The sequence below is a fragment of the Pseudomonas sp. 3A(2025) genome (assembly GCF_054589175.1).
In genome coordinates, this window is record NZ_BAAILM010000021.1 from 25946 (window position 1) to 47626 (window position 21681).

The window sequence follows — 21681 nt, forward strand, 5'->3', positions numbered from 1 at the left end:
TTACGCCATCGTATTCAGATGCAGGGCCGGATTTGCCAGCAGGCTGCTCGCGCAAAAGTCGACAAAGGTGCGCACCTTGGCTGGCACCCGCCTGCCGCCCTGATACACCACATGCACCGGCAAAGCCTCGGTTTGAAATTCGCCCAGGACGATTTCCAGCTCGCCTTTGGCGACTTGCCCGGCGACCTGATAAGACAACACCCGCGTCAGCCCCCAGCCCAGGCACGCGGCATTGATCGCCGCCTGATTGGAGCTGACCATCAGGCGCGGCGTGGGGCGCAAGGCGAGGGTGTTGCCGTCGACGTTGAAGTGCCAGTCGGTAAGCAGGCTGCTGGCCGACGACATCACGATGGGTGCGGCCAGCACCTGGTTGGGGTCTGTCAGCCGGCCAAAACGATCAAGAAAGTCCGGCGCGGCGCACACGACCGGGCAAATATCCCCGACCTTGACGGCCTGCAGGCCAGTGTCCGGCAAGCGGCCAATGCGGATGGCGACGTCCTGGCCTTCATCCAGAATGTCCACCACACGGTCCACCAACAGTGCGTTGATGCTGACCTCGGGGTGCGCCGCTAAATAGTCGGTGATCAGCGGAATCAGAAACAGCTCGCCGAACATCACCGGCGCTGTCACGTTCAGGTTGCCGCGCACGCGCAGGCTGCTACCGGTGGCCAATTCCTCGGCTTCTTCCAGATCGAGAAGAATCCGTTTGCAGTCCTCGACATAGCGCCGGCCTGCATCCGTCAGGCGCAGGCTGCGCGTGCTGCGCGCCAGCAGCAGGGTGCCCAGGCGTTTCTCAAGACCCGCAATGACGCGGGTCACGCTGGGCGGCGACATGCCCACCTGCCGGGCGCCGGCGGCAAAGCTTTGCGCCTCGGCGACGGCCAGAAGGACTTTCATTTCCTGAAAACGGTCCACGCTCAGTGCCCGGTGTCGAGAGGTGGGCTGCAGTTTAGCGGTCTGCGGATCACTCGTGGCAAAGCGTTTCTGATGTGACAGATACGCGCTCTTTCAGACCATCTGCTGGCACAAATATCCAGCCCTCCAGAGGATCGACATCGGGTAGAGGGTGTGCAAGTGCTTCTGGCTGGAACACAAACATCCATGCCAGCAAGGCGCAAGTCAAAGCATCTTGATGGTCAATATGTTCAAGGCCGTCAGTAAACTGCCTGATGGTTTCGCCATCGATGACAGCCTCTCTATAAAACGAAGCCTGCAGTTCTGCCATGGCGGCAGAGGTCCTGGTCGCTGAGGGATAGGCCTCGATAGCTCGAAGTAACTGGCCGTCCGTCCATACGCCACAGTGCTCGCGAATAGACGCAAAGCGTCCCAGCACATGCATCCCTTTGGTAGCCTGACTGCCGATCATATCTTTGATGGGAGAGAGTGGTGACAGGCCCTTCCTGAATAGAAAGTGCTCAGTCTGGCGATGCAAATACGGATTTTCAGAGGCTACTCCGATGGCGGGTGCGGTCTTACCCAAGGTAAGCAGATCAATCAGTGGCCTGGAAAATCCTAAAGGAGTGTCGATCGCTAAGGTGACCTTACAGACTTCCAGGTCATGGATGTCGATACGACATAGGGCCAGCAGGCTGTGAACGAACGCTTTCGTCGTGCTGGATGCGTTAATGGTCGACCGCAGATTTCCGCGCCAAGGCTTACCCATTATTTGGCGCTCGGCGTTGAGAACGACCAAGGCATCACGACTTTTCGGATTGTTGTCGCAGTTCCAGCCGCCAACATCCCAGCCGATTAAAATCATTCCGTCTCTGTTCGCCATGACTCCAGCCCTCAACCATGAATTGGCAACACGACCCCAAACAACACAAAAAACCCACCGCACACCTTATTGAACCGCCGCCCGGTTCGCGCCAGCCACGGCCTGACTTTATGCGCGGCGCTGGCCACTGAATACTCAACGATAAACTCCACCACCGCATAAGTCAGGGCGATGGCCGCCGTCTGCGCAATGATATTTCTATGAGGGTCCAGAAACGGCGGAATCAGTGCGACAAATAACAGCAATGCCTTGGGATTTGAAATGGCCGATACCAGCCCCTGGCGAAACAACGACCAACCTCGAAAGTGTGCAGTAGCGCTTGCTTCAAGACTGACCGGTGCCGATCGCCATAGCCCGAGGCCCAGCCAGATCAGATACAGCCCGCCAACCACTTTCAACACCGTGAACCAGGTGACCGAAGCCTGGATCAGTGTTCCCAGTCCCAAGGCACATAGCGCAAGCACGATAGCAAATCCGAGCACGCCGCCGCTGATGGTGAACAGCGCTTTGCGGCTGCCATGAATCGCGCCGTGAGTCAGCACCAGTAACGCATTGGGCCCTGGCACGACCGAGATGCCGCAGCAGGTAATCAGATAGAGCAACCAGGTCTCGAATGGCATGGGATCAGATCCAGATGTCGGTTGATTCAGGCCAGCATCTTGCGAGTGAACCATTGTCATGAAAAGCGCATAATTCACGTCTTAATCATTCGATTAACGAATAGAGGAAGCCGCTATGTCCGCCGGCGATTTACAGATCGATTGGCTCAAGTGTTTCGTGGCGGTGGTGGATGCCGGTTCACTCTCTGGCGCCGCTCACGAGGTCAACCGCTCGCAGTCTGCGGTCAGCATGCAGTTGAAGAAACTGGAGGCTGCGCTTGGACGGCAGGTATTGAACCGCGGCCCGAGGCACTTGCAACTGACCGATGACGGCCAGACCCTGCTGAGCTACGCCCGGCGCATGCTTGCCCTGCATGCCGAGACCCAGGCGGCTTTTCATGGTGAAGAACTGACCGGCCGAATCCGCCTGGGTGTGGCGGAAGACTACGCGGCCCGGTATCTGACGCCGGTGCTGAAGCGTTTTTCGCCGCGCTATGCCGGTGTGGAAATAGAACTTACCTGTGAACAGTCGACCACGCTTATTCCACGTGTGCGCAGTGGCGATCTTGATCTGGCGCTGGTGTCCAGAGACTCGCCGCAAACCGGAACATTACTGTTTAAAGAGCCCATGGTCTGGGTCGGTTCGCCGCAGTTCGAACTGTGGCGCAGAGACCCGGTGCCTATCGCCGTCTATGAAAGCGAAAGTCTGGCCCGGCGTTATGCGGTGAACTCGCTGACGCAGATGGGGCGCCAGTTCAAAGTGGTCTACAACAGTTCCAGCCTTGCCGGGCAAGTGGCGGCGGTGGAGGGCGGGCTGGCGATTGCGGCGATTACACAGTGCACGGTGCAGGCATCGCTGCAGGTGTTGGGTAGCGAGCATGGTGTGGGGACTATTGAGCCGATGGAGGTTTCGGTGTTACGCAGTCGGGCTTCTCGTGGGGCGAAGGCGGTTAATAGTTTGCATGCTTTTATTATTGCGGCGTTGAGGGGGTAGGGATAGCCAGCTTAGCTTTATCTAGCCGATAAGTGACTTGATCATCTGCACGCAATCCTGTACGCCGCTCATGTGCTCGGCCTTATCCCATACCTGAATTTTCCAGCCCATTTTTTCGTAAAAACCAACCGCATCAAGCGCTGCGTTGACCAACAGGACTTCCAGGCCAAGGCTGCGCGCATACCCTTCGACAAGCGTCGACAAGGCGCGGCCGTGTCCCTGGCGCTGAGCAGCAAGCGAAATAGCCACTAACCGCACGATCCCTCTGCCTGAACCGTCGTTATCCAGCCGAGTAGTGCCGATAGGGTGTCCATCCAGTTTCAAAAGTAACGGATGGTTGGCGGTAGCCTGTTCATCCGGCAGATCGGTGTTGTAATCATTCCTGCCCCTTTGCTCCCAAAGTACCTGGCGGCGAATCCTGTGATAGGCGTGCCAGTCAGCCTTGGTCGATACGTTGACAAGCGCATATCGAGACATTTCTACGCCTTCTTGAGGCCTCTTCGCGAGCTCTACGCTCGCTCCTACGAGTGGGGGTGATCTTTACATCTATGTTCACGCCACCAGACTCTCCACCCCCCGCCCCGGAATCGCGGCAATCAGCTCTTTGGTGTAGTCACTCTGCGGCTCGTTGAACACGCGATCAACCCCGCCATGCTCCACCACTTTGCCATTGCGCAGCACCAGTACCTGATGCGCCACGCTGGCCACCACCGCTAGGTCATGCGACACCAGCACATACGCAATCCCCAGCTCCCTTTGCAGTTCTTCGAGCAAATCCAGAATCTGCGCCTGCACAGACACGTCCAGCGCGCTCACCGGCTCATCCAGCAACAGCAAGTCCGGCTTCAACGCCAATGCCCTAGCAATCGCGACCCTTTGCCGTTGCCCGCCCGACAACTCGCGGGGCAAGCGGTCCAGATAACTCACCGGCAGGTGCACGCGGCTGATCAATTCGCGCGCCGCCTGTTCCAGCGCTTCGCCCTTGAGCAAGCCGAACGACACCAGCGGTTCGACGATGCTGTCGAAAATCGTGAAGCGCGGGTCCAGTGCGGCGAAGGGGTTTTGCTGCACCAGCTGAATACGCCGGCGCAGCGGACGAAACTCGCGCCAGCTCAAATCGGTGACGTCTTGCTGTTCGAACAGCACGCGGCCGTGGGTCGGTTTTTCCAGGCCCAGGGCTATGCGCAATGCGGTGCTTTTGCCTGAGCCGGACTCGCCGACGATGGCCAGCGTCTGCCCCGGATAGACCTCAAGGTTGAGGTCGTGCAGCGCGACAAACTGGTTGTCTTCGCCTTTGACCTTGGGTAGCTCGAACACTTTGCCGACGCCTTGCAAACTCAGAATCGGGTTCACGCCCGTCGATGCACGCAGCGGTGCCTGGCGGCGATGGCCGAAGGCGGGCGCGGCGGCGAGCAGGGCGCGGGTGTAGTCGTGTTGCGGGTTGGCGACGATCTGCCTGGGCGGGCCTTGTTCGACCAGTTGGCCTTGTTTCATCACCAGAATGCGGTCGGCGCGGTCGGTGGCGACGCCGAGGTCGTGGGTGATGATCAGCAGCGAGATGCCGCGCTCGCTGACCAGCGCTTGCAGGTGGTCGAGGATCTTGCGTTGTACGGTGACGTCCAGCGCGCTGGTCGGCTCGTCGGCGATGATCAGCCGGGGGTTGCCAGCCAGCGCGATGGCGATCAGCACGCGCTGGCGCATGCCGCCCGACAGTTCGTGCGGGTACTGGCGGGCGCGCAGCTCGGGTTTATCGAGGCCGACCTGTTGCAGCAGCTCGATGATGTCGGCGTCGACCGCCGGATAGCGGCGGCCGTGGGCGAGGATCAGCGCTTCGCCGATCTGTTGGCCGATGCGCAGGGTCGGGTTGAGGCTGACCATCGGATCTTGTGGCACAAGACCAATGGTACGGCCGCGCAACTGGCGCTTCTGGCGTTCGCTGGCGTGGCTCAGGTCGGTGCCGTCGACCCACAATTGACCGTCGGTGATGCTCGCGCTGTCGGGCAGCAGGCCGAGAATGGCGTTGGCCAGGGTCGATTTGCCCGAGCCGGACTCGCCGACGATGGCGACGGTTTCGCCCTGGGCCACGCTGAACGAGACGGCGCGCACCGCTTGGGTAATCTGTCCGGCAGAGGCGTAGGCCACGGCCAGTTGGCGGACGTCGATCAGGGCTGGCACAAGGCTCATCGCGGGTTCTCCTCAAGGGTGCGGGCGATATGGTTGAGGCTGAACACCACGGCGACAACAAACAGGCCCGGCAGCAGCGAGACCCACGGTGCGGTGATCAGAAAGTGCCGGCCGTTGGCGATCAGCGTGCCCCACTCGGCGGCCGGTGGTGCAGCGCCAAAGCCGAGAAAGCTCAGGCCTGCGGTGGCGAGAATCGCGGCGCCGAAATCCAGGGTGGCGAGCACCGCCACCGGGCCCCAGGCATTGGGCAGGATGTGCCGGAACAAGGTGCGGCCCCAACTGGCACCACCCAGGCGCGCGGCCTCGACGTAGGGCAGGGTCTTGACCCGTAGCACTTCGGCGCGGGTGGTACGGGCAAAGCCCGGAATAATGCCGACGCCCACGGCAATGGCCACCGGCACGGTGCCAAAGCCGATGGCGGTGACGATCGCCAGTGCCAGCAGCAGGCCGGGCAGGGCGAGCAGCACGTCGACGAAACGCATGATCACCGCATCGACCCGCCCGCCGGCAAAGCCCGACAACACGCCCAGGCCCAGGCCGCCAACCAGCGCGATGCCTACCGCCAGCAAGGCGGCTTGCACCGACAGACTGGAGCCGTACACCACGCGGGTGAACAGGTCGCGGCCCAGCTCGTCGGTGCCGAACCAGTGGGTCAGGTTCGGCGCGGTGAGTTTGTCGACCGGCGAGGTCGCGTACGGATCGAAGCTGGTCAGCCACGACGGCACCAGGGCGGCGATCAGGGCAAAGGCGACGATCAGCACCGCCGCCGTGAAGCCCGGGCGGCGCAGCAGCGGCAGCAGCGCGGTGCTGATGCGTTGCAGGCGGCTGCGCCGGCGCCACGGAGCGCTGGAGGTGAGGGTGCTTTCAGGCAACAGGCGGGTATCGGTGGGGATCATGGTTACGACACCTTTGGCGCGTGAGTGATTCGGGGGTCGAGGTAGGGGTAGAGCAAATCGACGATCAGGTTGATCACGACAAAGGCCGCGGCCGACACGGCGACGATGCCGAGCACCACCGGAATGTCCTGGCGCAGCACCGCTTCCTGGGCCAGACGACCGACACCGGAGCGGGCGAAGATGGTCTCGACCAGCACCGCACCCGACACCGTATTGCCGACCTGCAAGCCGATCAGGGTGAGGATCGGCAAGGCGGCGTTCTTGAAGCCGTGGCGCAATTGCACCTGGCCACGGCTCAGGCCTTTGGCGTAGGCGGTGGTGATGTAGGGCTCTTTCCACACGCCTTGAAAACCGCGTTGCAGCACTTGCGCGTACACCGCGGCACTCGGAATCGCCAGCGTTACGGCGGGCAGGATCAGGCTTTCAAAGCCCTTGCTGCCGGTGGCCGGAAACCAGCCCAGGCTGAAGGCGAAGACCTGGATCAGCAGCAGGCCCATCCAGAACACCGGCACCGAAAAGCCCAGCGACGGCAGGCGCGCCAGGGCAACTTTCAGCGGCGCAAAGCGCACGTAGGACGTCAGGTAAGCCAGGCCCACGCCGCCGATCAGCGACAGCACGATGGCCATGCCGGCCAGCGCCAGGGTTTGCGGCAAACGCTCGCCGAGCAGTTCGGCGACCGGGCGATTGAGCGACAGCGACTGACCGAAGTCGCCCTGTAGCGCATGCCACACCAGGTCGAAGTACTGCTCGAAAATGCCTTTATCCAGCCCGTAGTAGGCGCGGGCCTTGGCCAGGTCTTCGGGCGACAGCGCGTCGGCCTCCAGACCCGAAGCGCTGAGCATGATCGACAACGTGTCGCCCGGCAGCATGTAGAGGATGAAGTAGGTGATGGTGTAGGCACCCCACAGCACCAGTAATGCCTGGCCGACGCGGCCGATCAGATAGCGGTTCATGGTTTGCCGGCCTCGTTTTTACCACCCAGTTCGATATCACCCAGCAGGGCGAAGCCTTCAGCGGTCCAGCGGAAGTTTTTCACCTTGGCCGACGTTGCGGCTTGCCAGACGCGCTCGTAGACCGGCAGCGCCGAGCCCTCGTCGACCAGCAGGTCTTGCAGCTCGCCGTAGGCCTGGGCGCGTTGTGCGCTTTGCGTGGCGGTGATGCCGGCGTCGAACAGGGCCTTGGCTTTTTCCAGGACTTGCGGCTCGTAGATATTGGTTGCCAGGGCGGCGCTGTTGGCGGCGCGTGGGTCGAGGATGGTTTGCAGGATGATCGGGTCGGCGCGGGTCATGTAGTTGATGCTCAGGTCGTAGTTGCCCGAGGAGTTGTTGGCCACCCATTCGGCGCGGGTGACCACACTGAGTTTGAGCTCGACGCCGACCTTGCGCAGTTGGTCCTGAATCAACACGTCGCCGGCGGTTTCGGCCGGGCTGATGTTGTAGCTCAGGCTCAGGCGCTTGCCATCCTTGTAGCGGTAGCCGTCGGTGCCCTTGGCCCAGCCGGCAGTGTCGAGCAGTTTCTCGGCGCCGGCCGGGTCGTAGGCCAGCTTGGCGCTCTGGTCCTTGAAGTACGGGGTGGTGACATCGAAGATCCCGGTCACCACCGGAAATTGCGCGTTGTACACGGTGCTGGCGTAGGTCTTGCGGTCGATGGCCTTTTGCAGCGCCAGGCGAATCTGCTTGTCGCTCAGCAGACGCTCGCCACGGGTGTTGGGAAACAGGTTGAGTGATGGGCCAGGCAGCGAGCGGCTCTGAATGGTCGCGCCCTTGGACTGGAATAGCTTGAGGTCGACTTCCGAGAACGGGTTGCGCGGCCAGAGGATGTCGGCCTTGCCTTGCAGGAACAGGCCGTTGCGCACGCTTTCTTCGGGGATGTAGCTGATTTCCACCGTGTCCAGGTGTGCTTCGCCCTGATTCTTGTTGTTGGCCGAGGCCCAGTGGTAACCCTTGCGCTTGACCAGTTTGGCGCCGGTTTCCGGCGTGTAGTGTTCCAGGGTGAACGGGCCGGTGCCGATGATCTTGCCCAGCGAACGCTCTTTGGCGCTCAGCTTGTAAGAGGCAGGCGCGAGGATCGACAGGTTGGTGGTGGAGGTGGCTTGCAAGAAACCGGCGTTGGGTTTGGACAGCACCAGTTTGACCGTGAAGTCGTCGACCACCTCGGCATGGTCGAAGCCCGCCAGATAGGTCGCGCCAAAGGTGGCCGGCAGTTCGGTGGCAAAGGCCTTGTTGCTGTCGAAGGCGGCTTTCACGGCCTTGGCATCAAAGCGCTCGCCATTGCTGAAGGTCACGTCGTCACGCAGGGTGAAGGTGTAGCTCAGCGCGTCGCTGCTGACTTCCCAGCTTTTGGCCAGCCAGGGAATGATCTTGCCGGTTTCCGGGTCCTGGTCGGTCAGGGATTCTGCGACGTTGCGCAGCAGCACGCGGTGTTCCAGCCAGTAGACCTGGAAGGGGTCGACACTGACCAGCGTGGTGTTGTCGCCCCAGAAGGCGATGTTCAGGGTCTTGCTGGCCGCTTCATCACCCGATGGCGAGCAACCCGCAAGGGCCAGGGTCAGTGCGAAGGAGGCCAGCAGGCGGCCGGGGAAAACAGCGTTGGTCATGGTTTCGTCCCTTAAAAGTCGTAAGCCAGTTTGGTGTACCAGAAGCCGCCGTTCGGGCTGAACGGTGGGTTGCCGTACACGCCCTGGCCGCCGTTGGAAGGCAGGGCGACCACGCCGTTACGTTCCGGGTAGGTGTTGAAGATGTTGGTGCCGCCGATGCTGGCGGTCAGGTTGTCGGTGACCGAGTAGGCGATGTCGAGGTCGGTGATCCATTTGGCGTCGAAGCTGCGGTCAGCCGTGGCGTTCTGCGCCCAGGTCTCGACCTTGCCGTAGCGGGTGGTTTGCAGGTTGACCACGAACCTGTCGATGCTCCAGTTGGCGCCCAGCACCCATTTGGTTTTCGGCGAGGCGGCGACCAGGTTGCCTTCGGCGGCATGGCCCACCACGGCGATGCCGGAGGCCGCCAGGTCGGCCGGCGTGTCGCGGCGGCCTTCGACCGTGGTCTTGTTCCAGTTGAAGGCGGCGCTCCAGCGCACATCGCCAAAACCGCCCAGCGGCGTCAGGTGGTCGAACACCAGGTCCAGGCCACGGGTACGGGTGTCGAAGGCGTTGGTGTAGTACGTCACCCATGAACCTTCAGCCACGCCCAGCGAGCGCAAGGTGTTGTTGATGGTGCCGTTGCCACGGTCATAGATGTCTTGCGACAGCACGATGCGGTCGTCGATGTCGACCACGTAGGCGTCCAGGGTCACGCTGGTGCGCCGTGCCGGTTGCCAGGTCAGGCCCAGGCCGATGTTGCGGGTCTTTTCCGGGTCCAGCTCGCTGGCGCCAAAGGCTTTGGCCAGCGCACTGCCGGGTGTTGCGGTGTAGCGTAGCGCCGGGACCACCACGCCGTCGGCGTTGACGCCGGTGCGGTTGTCGGCCACCGAGTAGCCCAGCTGGGTCAGCGACGGGGCGCGGAAACCGGTGCCGATGGTGCCGCGCACGGCCACGGTGTCGGTCAGCTCGTAACGCGAATTGAGCTTGAGCGCAAAGGTGTTTTTCTTGATGTCATCGTAATGCTCGACGCGCCCGGCCAGGCCGATGTACCAGCGGTCGCTGGGGTTCAGACCGAAGTCCAGGTAGCCGGCAAAGTTGTTGCGGTCCAGGTCCGCTTCGTCTTCGGGGCGAATCACCAGTGCCGATTGCGCGCCACGGCTCGGCCCGCCGCTCAGGCCGCTGTTGGTGCTGAGGGTGTAAAGCGGGTTGCGGCTGCCATCGGCGAGAAACTGCGGGTAGGTGTAGCTGCCGACCGTGTAAGCGTCGGCGGAACCGGCGAAGGTCTGGAAGCGCTCCCAGCGATGCTCGAGGCCGGCCGATACCTGCACGGGGAAGGGCAGCAGCGGCAGGCTGTCGTAATGCCGGGTGATGTCGAAGTTATTGACCCACTGGTCGAATTGCAGGGTCGCCAGGTCATCGAACGAGGTCGGCGACAATGGGCCATACGTGGGGTTGATGGTCAGGTCGCTGGAGTGATGGTTCTTGTTGCGCCCGTAAGTGGTCGACAAATCCCAGTTCCACTCGCTGATCTCGCCCTTGCCGCCGACCAGAAACTGCCAGTCGGTGTCCTTGATGTTGTTCAGCGGGTCGTAGCCATCGGGGAACAGCTCCGGGATCGACGCGGTGCTGTAGGCCAGGCGCTTGTTGTTGTAAATCTGTGCATCGCGCTCGCCGTAGGTGGCGTAGGAATACACCTTGGTACTGTCGGTCAGCGGCAGCTCGGCGTTGTAACCCAGGTTGAAGGCTTCAAGGTCCGGGTCGCCGTTTTTCAGGGCGCGGCGGTCCCAGGTGTCTTGGCGCGCATCGCCCGGCGCATAACCCCGGTAATTGGCATCAGCCTTGTCATACAAAAAGGCCTGGTTGCGTTTGCGCGCGTCCCCCGACAGTTGCAGAAAACCGCTATCGCCAATCGCAAAGCCCTTATTGCCGGCGAACTTGATGTTCTCGCCCTGGCCATCGGTCAACTGGCCGTAGCTGGTCTCGAAATGACCGCCGGACGCACCCGATTTGAGGATCACGTTGATCACGCCGGCCACCGCATCGGAGCCGTACTGCGCCGCAGCGCTGTCTTTAAGCACTTCGATGCGCTCTACGGCGCTGACCGGAATCAGGTCCAGGTCCACGGCGTTGGCGCCGCTGGTGTCGACGTTGCCGCCCGAAGGCATCGCGCCGTTATGGCGGCGCTTGCCGTTGACCAGCACCAGCGTGTAGGCCGGGCCCAGGCCGCGGTTGGTCAAAGGCCGGGTGGTGGACTGAAAGCCCGAGGTATTGGCACCGAAGTTGAATGACGGCAGTAGCTTGGAAATGGCTTCCGACAACTCGGCACGGCCGGTCTTGAGCAGTTGGTCGGCATTGATTATATCGATCGGCGTCGGGCTGTCGGCCACGGTCCGTTGTGCCCCACGCACCCCGGTGGAAATGACGGTGACAGTATCAAGGCGCGCATCATCGCCGCTTTCAGCCTGCACCGCAGGCGCCAGCAGGCAGGCGAGCGTCAGGCTCGACAACGCCATGCCGGCACGCGCCGGAGCGGTTTTCAGGAAGGGGCGCGCAGTGATCGATAACGGTTGATTCATGAATGCATTTCCAGATGACAGCGTTGGCAATGCCGGTTGGCGGCGGCATGGCCTTATTGGCTTGGGCGCCTGCCCGGTGAGCGGTGCGGCGCGTGTCTGATTGTTCTGGAGCGATGCGGTGGTGGTGGGTTCGCTCGGGTGTCGCTGACGGTCCGGGAGGTGCCCGGTGGAGAGATGACTTGAATCGTATATTTATAAAAAAGCTCTGGAAAATTCTTTTTAGGAATAAGCTAATAGTGAAAATAAATAATTATCTGATTTTTTATTATGCAAAAAACTGATTAGTTGAAGCGCTGTGAGGTGGGCTTATGCATGATGTAGGCAAGAGGCGAAAGGCTTTCGCAAGGAGAGGATTCAGCAGGGAAAAATAACTGTTTTTCTGAGCTTCGAGGCTCTAATCCGCAGGGCAGATCTGTGCTTCTCTGTAGGATTCACCGTAAATGTGCTGATTTCACTGGCTCTTTCGCGAGCTAGCGCTCACTCCTACAGAATTTGTGTCGTACTCACTATGAAGGACAGCCCAAAATCCGTAGATCACCCGCCGCCTTGGCGCCGCGCTGTCGCGCAGCAAACATTGGATGTAGGAGGGAGCTCTGCTCGCGATCGGCTGCGCAGCAGTCGTAGATTTGCAGCGTTTCGACGATTTCCGTGAGCGCTTCGCGCTCAATCGCCAGCAGAGCTGCCTCCTACAGATTTATGTTTTTAATAAAAAAATCAATAACTTATTTTATGTTTGATGAGGGCGAGCGCCAGCTCGCGAAGGCTAAGTAGCCTCCCGCACATCCTGATCTGCAGGCGATAGGCCACAAAATTCGTCACATCTCCCGTACCTCCCTCAAACACTGGCGCAACAACTCCGACCCATCCCCGGCCCGCCAACTGATCACGATCGGCGACGTGGCGCTGCTGTCGAGCAGTTCGCTGTAGCCAATATCGTCACGGTGCAAACGCTGCACCGAGGCCGGGACCAGAGTGATGCCGATCCCGGCCGCCACCAGACCAATCGCCGTCTGCAGTTCATTCACCGTTTGCACCACATGAATCTTCAAGCCCTGGCGGTTGAAGATGCCCAGCACATGGTCGGCATAACTGGGCCGTGGATTACCCGGATAAAGCACGAAGGGTTCGGCGGCCAGCCGTTCCAGGCTGACGGGCCCGGCCAGCAGCGGGTGGCCGGCGGGCAGGGCGGCGACCAGCGGGTCTTCGCGCAGCACTTCCTGGGTGATCGCCGGGTCGTCGAACAGCATGCGGCCAAAGCCGATGTCGATACGGCCGCTTTTCAGCGCTTCGATCTGTTGCAGGGTGATCAGCTCGGACAGGCCCAGTTCGACATCGCCATAGCCGCGCAGGCGGCGGATCAGCTCCGGTAGCTGGCCATACAGCGTCGAGGGCGCAAAGCCGATGCCCAGCCAGCGCTTGCTGCCGCTGGCAACCCGGCGGGTATCGTCGCTGATGCGTTTGAGCTGCTCGAGCAGTTGCGCGGAATGCTCATGAAAAAACCGCCCGGCCTCGGTCAGGCGCAGCGGTCTTGAGCGTTCCAGCAGCTCGACGCCCAGTTCTTCTTCCAGTTGCTGGATCTGCCGGCTCAGGGGCGGCTGGGCGATGTTCAACTGCTCGGCGGCGCGGGTGAAGTTCAGGGTCTGGGCGACGACTCTGAAATAACGCAAATGACGCAGCTCCACGATACCTCCCGGGTATGAAGCGAGACTTAATCAATATTGGACCGTGCGTGCGGGCAGCGTCAATCATGAGGCCATGATCACCCTGACGAGCCGGACAGACCCATGACCGCCGCAATAACAATAGAAAGCTTTGAAACCCTGATCGTCGACCTGCCGACCATCCGCCCGCACAAGCTGGCCATGCACACCATGCACGGCCAGACCCTGGTGATCCTGCGCATTCGTTGCAGCGACGGCATCGTCGGTGTTGGTGAGGCCACTACCATTGGCGGCCTGGCGTATGCCGGCGAAAGCCCTGAGAGCATCAAGGTCAACCTCGATACCTGGTTTGCACCGTTGCTGATCGGCCAGGACGCCAGCAACCTGAATGCCGCCATGCAACGCGTCGACCGTGCCATCCGTGGCAATACCTTCGCCCGCAGCGCCGTCGAAACCGCCTTGCTCGATGCGCTGGGCAAACGCCTGGGCCTGCCGGTGGCCGAAGTGCTCGGCGGTCGTGTGCGTGATGGCGTCGAAGTGGCCTGGACCCTGGCCAGTGGCGACACCGGCCGCGATATCGACGAAGCCGAACAGATGCTCGACCGTCGTCGTCATCGGCATTTCAAACTGAAGATCGGTGCAGGCGACGTCAGCCGCGACATCACTCACGTGGCCGCGATCAAAAAAGCCTTGGGCGACCGCGCCAGTGTGCGCGTCGACATCAACCAGGCCTGGAGCGAAGCGGTGGCGATTTCGGCCAGCCGTCGCCTGGCCGACGCCGGTGTCGAACTCATCGAACAGCCGCTGTCACGTTTTGATCGCCCCGGCATGGCGCGCCTCAATGCACATAGCCCGATCCCGTTGATGGCCGACGAAGCCATCGAGTCGGTGCAAGACAGCTTTGCCCTGGCGCAAATGGGCGTGGCCTCGATCTTTGCCCTGAAAATCGCCAAGACCGGCGGCCCGCGTGCGGTGTTGCGCACCGCAGCGATTGCGGAAGCGGCGGGCATCGGCCTGTACGGCGGCACCATGCTCGAAGGCAGCATCGGCACCCTGGCCTCGGCGCATGCCTTTGCCACCCTCGACAAGCTGGAATGGCACACCGAACTGTTCGGGCCGTTGCTGCTGACCGAAGACATTCTGGTCGAGCCGCCGGTGTACCGCGACTTCCAGTTGCTGATCCCGACCGCACCGGGCCTGGGCCTGGAAATCGACGAACAACGCCTGGCGCGCTTTGCGCGTCGTTGAATACCTGACCGATAAGGAACCGAACCATGCTTTTTCATGTGCGCATGACCGTCAAACTGCCGGTCGACATGCCCGCCGACCAGGCCGCCCGCCTCAAGGCCGATGAGAAGGAACTGGCCCAGCGTCTGCAACGCGAAGGCACCTGGCGTCATCTGTGGCGCATTGCGGGTCTGTATGCCAACTTCAGTGTTTTCGACGTGGCTGACAACCAGGCGCTGCACGATCTGTTGATGCAATTGCCGCTTTACCCGTACATGGACATCGAAGTCACGCCGCTGTGTCGGCATCCGTCTTCGGTGCATGACGACGACCGTTGATTCAAGTCACCTACCTGCTTCACGCCTGAACAAGAATAATGACGAGGAAAAGCCATCATGACCGTACGTATTTCCCACACCGCTGACGTGCAGAAGTTCTTTGAAAACGCGTCAGGTTTCGACCAGGAAGCCGGCAACCCACGGATGAAAACCGTGGTGCACCGCATCCTCACCGACTCGATCAAGATCATCGAAGACCTGCATATCACTCCTGAAGAGTTCTGGAAAGCGGTTCACTATTTCAACGAACTGGGCGCTCGCCAGGAAGCCGGTCTGCTGGTTGCAGGCCTGGGGCTTGAGCATTACCTGGATCTGTTGCTGGATGCCGAAGACGAACAGGCCGGCCATGTCGGCGGCACCCCGCGCACCATCGAAGGCCCGCTGTACGTGGCCGGCGCACCGCTTAGCCTGCACGAAGCACGCCTGGACGACGGCACCGATGCCGGTACCTTGCTGTTCATGAAAGGCCAGGTGCGCGACGTCGATGGTCAGCCACTGGCCAATGCCATCGTCGATGTCTGGCACGCCAATACCGGCGGCACCTACTCGTACTTCGACCCGTCGCAGTCGGAGTTCAACCTGCGCCGTCGTATCCAGACCGATGAGCAAGGTCGCTACCGCTTCCAGAGCATCGTGCCGTCGGGCTACGGCTGCCCACCGGACGGTCCGACCCAGGGCCTGCTGGATCAACTGGGCCGTCACGGCCAGCGCCCGGCGCATATTCACTTCTTCATCTCGGCACCGGGTCATCGCCACCTGACCACCCAGATCAACCTGGACGGCGACCCGTACCTGCACGACGACTTCGCCTACGCCACCCGCGATGAACTGATCGCCCGGATCGACTTCATCAACGATGCCGAGCGCAGCGCCGCACGCGGTGTAGAAGGCCAGTTCGCCGAAATCGAGTTCGACTTCGAGTTGCAACCGACCGAACAGACCGAAGAAGAAAGCCGCCGCGAACGGGTTCGTGCGCTGGAAGCCTAATTACGGCACGTTGCGAACAGGTCCAGCCCCCGGTCATACACCTGGGTCTGGACCCCCAGCAAGCCCAGCATCGAATGAAACAGGTTGTCCTGGCTCAGCGGCTTGTTGCGTTCCTTGATCAGGCAGCGGGTATCAAGCCTGAAGTCCGCCTGATAATTCTCCGAAAACCACGCCAGCATCGGTACATGCCGTTGTTGCTCCGGTGCCAGCATGTACGGCGTGCCGTGCAGGAACAGGTTGTACTCACCCAGCGATTCGCCATGGTCGGACAGATAGAGCATGGCCGTGTCGACCTTGTCCTGATTGCGCCGCAACACATCGATCAGGCTGGCCAGTACATGGTCGGTGTACAGCAGCGTGTTGTCGTAGGCATTGACGATGCTTTCACGCGAGCAGTTGTTCAACGCATTGCTCTTGCACACCGGGGTGAATTTCTCGAACTCGCTCGGGTAGCGCTTGTAGTATTCAGGGCCGTGGCTGCCCATCTGGTGCAACACCAGCACGGTATCGCGTTGCAGGTGATCGATATCGGCCTGTACATCGCGTAACAGGATCTCGTCCCGGCACTCGTTATCGGCACACAGCGAGGCGTCTTTCATATTGCTGACATCCTGGAACTGAACCCGGTCGCAGGTGCCTTTGCAGCCCGACTGGTTGTCCCGCCAGATCACATCGAAACCGGCACGTTGCAGAATATCGAGCAGACCTTCGCGGTTTTTTGCCGTGGCGGCGTTGTACTGCTGACGCCCCATCCCGGAAAACATGCACGGCACGGAGACGGCGGTTTCGGTCCCGCACGAGTGCACATCGCCAAACGCGATGACATCGTTTTCACGGGCCAGTTGCGGCGTAGTGTCACGCGAGTAACCGAGCAGGCCAATGTTCTCGGCACGGGCACTTTCACCCACGACCAGAACCGTCAGGGATTTACGCGAATGACCGGCCGATTGCGTGTTGCGTTGAGCATCTTCGCCAAAGCGGCTGAAGGGCTTTTGTGCGCTGCTGACTTGTTCGCGCACGTAACTGAATGCCGCGCCCAGGTAGTTGCTGGGGGTGACCAGCAGACGCAATTCATGGTGGTTACGAAACAGCGATGACAACCCCTGATAGTTGAGCAAGGCGACGGTGCCGAGCAACAACGCGCAGCCCATGCCGACCAATGATTTAAACATCAGGTCCCGGGCCCACGGGCGATAGTTGACCGGGGTTTTCCACAGCAGCCACGAGGGCAGTACACCCAGCAGAACAATGTATAAAAACAGCCAGGGCGATACCAGGCCGAGCACTTCAGTGGGATTGGTTTCTGCGGTATTACGCAACATGCCAATATCGATCACGATGCCGTATTGGTTCATGAAGTAGGTAATCGCCGAGCTGATCATAAACAGGCTGATCAACACCGGTTTGAAGACGTGTTTAAACGCCACGAGTGTCAACACGAGATTAAACACGCACGCCACCATCACCGCGAACGAGGCGCGCAATAACAGCCCGGTTATATCGGATGAGGTGATCTCGAAAAGATGGCGCCATAAGGGCAGGTTAAAGGCGATCAGCAAGAAAACACTGGCGAGCGCGGTCACACGCTCAGGGCGCACCGGTTTGATAATTAGCATGGGGAATGACTCAGTTTGCGATGCCGCGCACTGTAGGGGGGGATTTATCAAATTTAAGTGAAAAGTCCGCCAACGAAATATCACGTCATGCAGGACATTTTTTTCACATCATCTTTACCGACCTGAAACAGCGGGCGCCTTAACGTGCGGGCCATTCCGCTCTTGAACAGGAGTCACCCCGTGCCCGGGCATATTACTTACAGTCCTTTGTTTGAACCTTTGCAGCGACGCGCCTGGCGTCCCGGCCGTCTTGTCATGGCGCTGGCCGTCGGTGTTGTAATGATGGTGGCCACACTTGGCTGGTGGCTGGCCTCAACCACCGTGATCGATTTGAGCGCTGGCGGCGCGGCCTGGTCAGGGCTGCAAAAACAATGGCAGCAAGGCAGTGTGGTGGTGATGATCCGCCATGCCGAGCGTTGCGACCGCTCGACAAACCCATGCCTTGGCCCGCTTGATGGCATCACGATCAAGGGCCAGCAGGCCGCGCAAGGTGTCGGTGCGGGCTTGCAGACGTTGGGCCTGAGTAATACCCGAATGCTGGCCAGCCCCATGACCCGCACCCGGCAAACCGCTGACCTGATTCGTGGCCAGCAAGTGCTGACCCAAGGGTGGGTCGGCGAATGCGATCATGGTTTCAGGCAAGCCGTGCTCAGCCATAAAAGTGCGCATGAAAACCTGGTACTGATGACCCACAGCGGTTGCATCGATCAGTTCGAGCGCAAGATGGGCGTACGCGCCGGGGAACGCTCCAGTGAGTACGCCCAGGCGTTGTTTGTCCAGGTGGACGGTGTGCATGCCCCGCGCATCATTGGCGAACTCGAGGCCTCGCAGTGGGCGCGTATGACAGGCACGAGTATCAATTGATGAAAGACTCTACATCGCGTATCGCGTTTTACCGCAACTATGTGGGCATGCCCTTGTTGCTGGCACTGTTGGTTTTTATAGCGTTTGACCTGACCACACTGGACCGCCAGATCAGCGACCTGCTGTATGACCCTGCCACAGGCGCGTTCGTGTTCGGGCATGACCGATTGTTCGAGAACATCACCCACCGCTGGGCCAGGATCCTGCCTGACTGGACCGGGGAGTTTGCGATTATCGGCGCGCTGTTATCGTTTGTCTGGCCGCTGCTGAAATCACGCAGCGATAAGTTGCCCGGTCGTGTGTCGGCCCCGTTACAGTGGTTTTTTCAGCACCGGCGCGACTTCTTTTTCATTGTCGTGGCCTTTGCCCTGAGCACCGGTGTCATCCATTACCTGAAAAGCCACACCAGCGTGTATTGCCCGGTCGAAACCACGCTTTATGGTGGTCAGGAACTGCACAAGGCCTGGTTCGAGAACTTCACATGGTTTTCAGAAGCCGGCGCCGGCCGTTGCTGGCCGGGCGGGCATGCGTCCAGCGCGTTCAGCCTGTTTGCGCTGTACTTCGTGGCCCGCCGGCATCGCTGGCCGCGGGCCAATACCGTGCTGATCGTCGTGACGGTGCTGGGGTGTGTGTATGGCACCACCCGTGTACTGCAAGGCTGGCACTATATGTCGCACACCCTGTGGGCAGGTATTTTCGTGTGGCTCAGCACGCTGCTGGTGGCCCTGTTCTTTTATGGCCGCTCGGCGTTGCAAGTGCCGTGTGCGCTTACAACCGGCACTGCGCAAACATATCCAGCGGCTGACTATACGCACGGGTTGTAACGTTCAGCAGGCCAAGCATCGAGTGAAACAGGTTGTCCTGGCTCAAGGCCGCGTCGCGGGTCTTGCGCAGGCAATCGGTGTCGACGCCGAACGACTGTTTATAACGCTCGGAAAACCACGCCAGCATCGGCACATGGCGCTGTTGTTCGGGGGCCAGCATGTACGGCGTGCCATGCAGAAACAGGTTGTATTCGCCCAGCGACTCGCCATGGTCCGACAGGTACAGCATGGCGGTGTCGACCTTGTCCTGATTGTTGCGCAGGATATCGATCAGGCTGGCCAGTACGTGGTCGGTGTACAGCAGCGTGTTGTCGTAAGCATTGACGATGCTCTCGCGTGTGCAGTCGTTCAGCGCATTGCTCTGGCAGACCGGGGTGAATTTTTCGAATGCTTGAGGGTAGCGCTTGAAGTAATCCGGGCCGTGGCTGCCCATCTGGTGCAGCACCAGCACGGTGTCGCGTTGCAGGTGGTCGATATCGGCCTGCAGATCGCGCAGCAGGATGGCATCGCGGCATTCATGGTCGGCGCACAAGGTCGCGTCCTTGTCGTCGCTGACATCCTGCACCGTCACCCGGTCGCAGGTGCCCTTGCAGCCGGACTGGTTGTCACGCCAGATCACATCGAAACCGGCGCGCTTGAGCACATCCAGCAGACCTTCCTGAGTGCGTGCGGTGGCGGCGTCGTAGTGCTTGCGGCCCATATTGGAAAACATGCACGGTACCGACACCGCCGTTTCGGTGCCGCAGGAATACACATTACTAAAGGCAATCACATCGCCTTCGCGCGCCAGTTGCGGCGTGGTATCGCGCGCATAACCGAGCAGGCCGATATTCTCGGCGCGCGCGCTTTCGCCGATCACCAGCACCGTCAGCGATTTGCGCGTGTGTTGCGCCCAGGCCGGGCTGCGTTGTGCATCGGTGGCGATAGGGTTGAAGGTCGATTCGGCGGCCAGCACTTGTTCATGGGCATAGCTGAATGCAGCACCGACAAAGTTGCTGGGCACCACCAGCAGGTGCAATTCATGGTGATTGCGAAACAGCGAGGCCAGGCCCTGATAGTTGAGCAAGGCCACGGCAGTGATCAGTACCGAACAGCCCAGGCCGATCAGGCCTTTAATCAGCAATTCGGCGGGCCAGCGGCGGTAGTGAACCGGGGTCTTATACAACAGCCAGGAGGGCAGTGCGCCCAGCAGGCCCAGATAGACAAACAGCTTGAACGACAGTAAATCCAGCACCTCGGTGGTGTTGGTTTCGGCCATGTTGCGAAACATGCCGGCATCGAGCATGACGCCGTACTGGTTCATGAAATAAACAATACCGGCCGACAGCATGAACAGCGTCACCAGCACCGGTTTCAACACGCGTCGGAACGCGACCAGGGTGAGCAGCAGATTGAACAAAAGGGCAATCAGTACCGCAAAAGCTGTGCTTAATAACAGGCCTTTTGCATTGGCAGCGTTAATGCTGAACACATGCTGCCAGAGTGTCGAGTTGAACCCCACTAACAGAAAAAGGCTGGCGAACAGCGTCACAACCTCGGGACGAACGGGCTTTAGAGTCAGCATGTCGGAATACTGCATGAGAGGGTTGGCGGGCGCGGAAAGTATCAGGCTCTTGTCGAGCCTGTACCAATGAAAGATAGGCCGCTGTGCCGGTTGTGCAGTAGTTTTTACGTGAATGAAAGCATTGGTTCAGGTGACACCTAAGCGGCGCCCAGCTTGTAGCCCAACCCGTGTACGGTGTGCAGCAGCTCGCTGTCGGCAGTGCTGTCCAGTGCGCGCCTTAAAATATGAATGTTGCTGCGCAGGCTGGCGCTTTTGGGCATGTCATTGCCCCACAGCGCTTCTTCGAGTTCCTTGCGTTTGACCAGGTGCGGGCTGCGGCGCATCAGCAGCTCGAGCAGTTTCAGATGCGAAGGATTGAGCTTGATCGGCAGGCCGGCGCGAGACACCTCAAGGGTGTCGAGGTCCATTTTCAGGTCGGCGACCATCAATACCCGGTTATTACGGTTGCCAAAGCGCCGCGCCACGATGGCTTCGAGCCGGGCAAGCACTTCGGTCATTGCAAACGGCTTGGTGACGTAGTCGTCGGCACCGGCCGAGAAACCCACCAGGCGGTCTTCCAGCGTGTCGCGGGCACTGAGCATCAGAATCGCGACTTCGGACCGTGAATGCTGACGCAGGCCATGACAGATCTTGTTGCCGTCGATGCCGGGCAACATGATGTCGAGCACAATGGCGTCGAAGGGTAGAGTGGCGGCCAGATGCAGGCCACTCAGGCCGTCCAGTGCGCCGGTGACGTCATGCCCTTTAAGTTGAAAGAACTCCACCAGGTTGTCATGAATATCGCGGTTGTCTTCAATCACTAATATTTTCATTGTTGATCTTGTGCTGGCCAGACGGCAATTGGTACTGCCGGCATAAAGCGCCGGTCATGATGAACTCTAGTCGAACAAGCGTCTGAACGGCGTCAATGAAATGTGAGAAAAGTGTCATTTGCGGCGTTGAAGCAGTCGTACGGGCGAACGGCCAGGACATTTTTCTCACGTTTCGTTCACCTGTGCT

Annotated in this window: 19 protein-coding genes; 6 read left to right on the forward strand and 13 right to left on the reverse strand. The window is 60.4% G+C overall.

The genetic code is table 11. The features are described 5' to 3' along the window. From ACYP2A_RS08220 to ACYP2A_RS08230, 3 genes are all read right to left on the reverse strand, one after another. Positions 1–897: a LysR family transcriptional regulator gene (locus ACYP2A_RS08220; RefSeq protein ID WP_459744297.1), complete on the reverse strand. Its 897-nt coding sequence runs from the start codon at positions 895–897 to the stop codon at positions 1–3. A gap of 67 nt (positions 898–964) precedes the next feature. Further along, a complete protein-coding gene (locus tag ACYP2A_RS08225) occupies positions 965–1777 on the reverse strand; it encodes a hypothetical protein (protein ID WP_459744299.1) in 813 nt (270 codons plus the stop codon). An 11-nt stretch (positions 1778–1788) separates the two neighbouring features. Then, on the reverse strand, positions 1789–2397 hold the full coding sequence (locus tag ACYP2A_RS08230; RefSeq protein ID WP_459744300.1) for a LysE family translocator: 609 nt from the start codon (positions 2395–2397) through the stop codon (positions 1789–1791). Between the two features lie 115 nt (positions 2398–2512). On the opposite strand from ACYP2A_RS08230, the gene ACYP2A_RS08235 reads away from it, so the two are divergent. Then, positions 2513–3370, forward strand: coding sequence for a LysR family transcriptional regulator (locus ACYP2A_RS08235; protein ID WP_459744302.1), 858 nt, complete (start codon positions 2513–2515; stop codon positions 3368–3370). A gap of 21 nt (positions 3371–3391) precedes the next feature. On the opposite strand, the gene ACYP2A_RS08240 is transcribed toward ACYP2A_RS08235, so the two are convergent. From ACYP2A_RS08240 to ACYP2A_RS08270, 7 genes are all read right to left on the reverse strand, one after another. Beyond that, on the reverse strand, positions 3392–3847 hold the full coding sequence (locus ACYP2A_RS08240; RefSeq protein WP_459744304.1) for a GNAT family N-acetyltransferase: 456 nt from the start codon (positions 3845–3847) through the stop codon (positions 3392–3394). A 75-nt stretch (positions 3848–3922) separates the two neighbouring features. Next, positions 3923–5554 (reverse strand): dipeptide ABC transporter ATP-binding protein, encoded by a 1632-nt coding sequence (locus ACYP2A_RS08245; protein WP_459744305.1) that lies wholly within the window; start codon positions 5552–5554, stop codon positions 3923–3925. Continuing rightward, complete coding sequence (locus ACYP2A_RS08250) at positions 5551–6450, reverse strand: ABC transporter permease (protein ID WP_459744306.1); 900 nt, start codon at positions 6448–6450, stop codon at positions 5551–5553. The genes ACYP2A_RS08245 and ACYP2A_RS08250 overlap by 4 nt, the downstream gene beginning before the upstream one ends. Positions 6451–6452: 2 nt before the next feature. Beyond that, positions 6453–7403, reverse strand: a complete 951-nt coding sequence (locus ACYP2A_RS08255) for an ABC transporter permease (RefSeq protein WP_459744307.1) — start codon at positions 7401–7403, stop codon at positions 6453–6455. After that, on the reverse strand, positions 7400–9046 hold the full coding sequence (locus ACYP2A_RS08260) for an ABC transporter substrate-binding protein (protein ID WP_459744309.1): 1647 nt from the start codon (positions 9044–9046) through the stop codon (positions 7400–7402). Before ACYP2A_RS08260 ends, ACYP2A_RS08255 begins: the two co-directional genes overlap by 4 nt. An 11-nt stretch (positions 9047–9057) precedes the next feature. Then, entirely contained in the window at positions 9058–11538 is a 2481-nt protein-coding gene (locus ACYP2A_RS08265; protein ID WP_459744333.1) for a TonB-dependent receptor plug domain-containing protein, read from the reverse strand. A gap of 878 nt (positions 11539–12416) precedes the next feature. Beyond that, a complete protein-coding gene (locus ACYP2A_RS08270; RefSeq protein ID WP_459744310.1) occupies positions 12417–13283 on the reverse strand; it encodes a LysR family transcriptional regulator in 867 nt (288 codons plus the stop codon). A gap of 102 nt (positions 13284–13385) precedes the next feature. On the opposite strand from ACYP2A_RS08270, the gene ACYP2A_RS08275 reads away from it, so the two are divergent. From ACYP2A_RS08275 to catA, 3 genes are read left to right on the forward strand one after another with little or no spacing between them, the layout of a single operon-like run. After that, positions 13386–14510, forward strand: coding sequence for a muconate cycloisomerase family protein (locus ACYP2A_RS08275; RefSeq protein ID WP_459744311.1), 1125 nt, complete (start codon positions 13386–13388; stop codon positions 14508–14510). Between the two features lie 26 nt (positions 14511–14536). Beyond that, entirely contained in the window at positions 14537–14827 is a 291-nt protein-coding gene (gene catC, locus ACYP2A_RS08280) for a muconolactone Delta-isomerase (RefSeq protein ID WP_459744313.1), read from the forward strand. 57 nt (positions 14828–14884) lie between these two features. Continuing rightward, positions 14885–15814, forward strand: coding sequence for a catechol 1,2-dioxygenase (gene catA / locus ACYP2A_RS08285; RefSeq protein WP_459744315.1), 930 nt, complete (start codon positions 14885–14887; stop codon positions 15812–15814). Here the strand turns inward: catA and ACYP2A_RS08290 are convergent. After that, positions 15811–17430, reverse strand: a complete 1620-nt coding sequence (locus ACYP2A_RS08290) for a phosphoethanolamine transferase (protein ID WP_459744316.1) — start codon at positions 17428–17430, stop codon at positions 15811–15813. The two genes, catA and ACYP2A_RS08290, sit on opposite strands and share 4 nt — an antisense overlap. Before the next feature lie 255 nt (positions 17431–17685). On the opposite strand from ACYP2A_RS08290, the gene pmrG reads away from it, so the two are divergent. Both pmrG and ACYP2A_RS08300 read left to right on the forward strand, forming a co-directional pair. Beyond that, on the forward strand, positions 17686–18294 hold the full coding sequence (pmrG, locus tag ACYP2A_RS08295) for a lipopolysaccharide core heptose(II)-phosphate phosphatase PmrG (RefSeq protein ID WP_459744335.1): 609 nt from the start codon (positions 17686–17688) through the stop codon (positions 18292–18294). Then, positions 18294–19118: a phosphatase PAP2 family protein gene (locus ACYP2A_RS08300; RefSeq protein WP_459744318.1), complete on the forward strand. Its 825-nt coding sequence runs from the start codon at positions 18294–18296 to the stop codon at positions 19116–19118. The genes pmrG and ACYP2A_RS08300 overlap by 1 nt, the downstream gene beginning before the upstream one ends. Here the strand turns inward: ACYP2A_RS08300 and ACYP2A_RS08305 are convergent. Together ACYP2A_RS08305 and ACYP2A_RS08310 are read right to left on the reverse strand one after the other, a co-directional pair. Beyond that, positions 19063–20682 carry a phosphoethanolamine transferase gene (locus ACYP2A_RS08305; RefSeq protein ID WP_459744320.1) on the reverse strand — a complete coding sequence of 540 codons (1620 nt, stop codon included), beginning with the start codon at positions 20680–20682 and terminating at the stop codon, positions 19063–19065. The two genes, ACYP2A_RS08300 and ACYP2A_RS08305, sit on opposite strands and share 56 nt — an antisense overlap. A 137-nt stretch (positions 20683–20819) precedes the next feature. Beyond that, on the reverse strand, positions 20820–21494 hold the full coding sequence (locus ACYP2A_RS08310) for a response regulator transcription factor (protein ID WP_459744322.1): 675 nt from the start codon (positions 21492–21494) through the stop codon (positions 20820–20822). Positions 21495–21681: the final 187 nt, after the last annotated feature.

What these genes read in the sequence shown, in the direction of transcription:
- ACYP2A_RS08245 (WP_459744305.1), bottom strand. Translation starts at nt 5,554, where the DNA reads ATGAGCCTTGTGCCAGCCCTGATCGACGTCCGCCAACTGGCCGTGGCC.
- ACYP2A_RS08225 (WP_459744299.1), bottom strand. Translation starts at nt 1,777, where the DNA reads ATGGCGAACAGAGACGGAATGATTTTAATCGGCTGGGATGTTGGCGGC.
- pmrG (WP_459744335.1), top strand. Translation starts at nt 17,686, where the DNA reads ATGGCGCTGGCCGTCGGTGTTGTAATGATGGTGGCCACACTTGGCTGG.
- ACYP2A_RS08230 (WP_459744300.1), bottom strand. Translation starts at nt 2,397, where the DNA reads ATGCCATTCGAGACCTGGTTGCTCTATCTGATTACCTGCTGCGGCATC.
- ACYP2A_RS08310 (WP_459744322.1), bottom strand. Translation starts at nt 21,494, where the DNA reads ATGAAAATATTAGTGATTGAAGACAACCGCGATATTCATGACAACCTG.
- ACYP2A_RS08265 (WP_459744333.1), bottom strand. Translation starts at nt 11,538, where the DNA reads ATGGCGTTGTCGAGCCTGACGCTCGCCTGCCTGCTGGCGCCTGCGGTG.
- catA (WP_459744315.1), top strand. Translation starts at nt 14,885, where the DNA reads ATGACCGTACGTATTTCCCACACCGCTGACGTGCAGAAGTTCTTTGAA.
- ACYP2A_RS08290 (WP_459744316.1), bottom strand. Translation starts at nt 17,430, where the DNA reads ATGCTAATTATCAAACCGGTGCGCCCTGAGCGTGTGACCGCGCTCGCC.
- ACYP2A_RS08260 (WP_459744309.1), bottom strand. Translation starts at nt 9,046, where the DNA reads ATGACCAACGCTGTTTTCCCCGGCCGCCTGCTGGCCTCCTTCGCACTG.
- ACYP2A_RS08220 (WP_459744297.1), bottom strand. Translation starts at nt 897, where the DNA reads ATGAAAGTCCTTCTGGCCGTCGCCGAGGCGCAAAGCTTTGCCGCCGGC.
- ACYP2A_RS08250 (WP_459744306.1), bottom strand. Translation starts at nt 6,450, where the DNA reads ATGATCCCCACCGATACCCGCCTGTTGCCTGAAAGCACCCTCACCTCC.
- ACYP2A_RS08300 (WP_459744318.1), top strand. Translation starts at nt 18,294, where the DNA reads ATGAAAGACTCTACATCGCGTATCGCGTTTTACCGCAACTATGTGGGC.
- ACYP2A_RS08240 (WP_459744304.1), bottom strand. Translation starts at nt 3,847, where the DNA reads ATGTCTCGATATGCGCTTGTCAACGTATCGACCAAGGCTGACTGGCAC.
- ACYP2A_RS08275 (WP_459744311.1), top strand. Translation starts at nt 13,386, where the DNA reads ATGACCGCCGCAATAACAATAGAAAGCTTTGAAACCCTGATCGTCGAC.
- ACYP2A_RS08255 (WP_459744307.1), bottom strand. Translation starts at nt 7,403, where the DNA reads ATGAACCGCTATCTGATCGGCCGCGTCGGCCAGGCATTACTGGTGCTG.
- catC (WP_459744313.1), top strand. Translation starts at nt 14,537, where the DNA reads ATGCTTTTTCATGTGCGCATGACCGTCAAACTGCCGGTCGACATGCCC.
- ACYP2A_RS08305 (WP_459744320.1), bottom strand. Translation starts at nt 20,682, where the DNA reads ATGCTGACTCTAAAGCCCGTTCGTCCCGAGGTTGTGACGCTGTTCGCC.
- ACYP2A_RS08235 (WP_459744302.1), top strand. Translation starts at nt 2,513, where the DNA reads ATGTCCGCCGGCGATTTACAGATCGATTGGCTCAAGTGTTTCGTGGCG.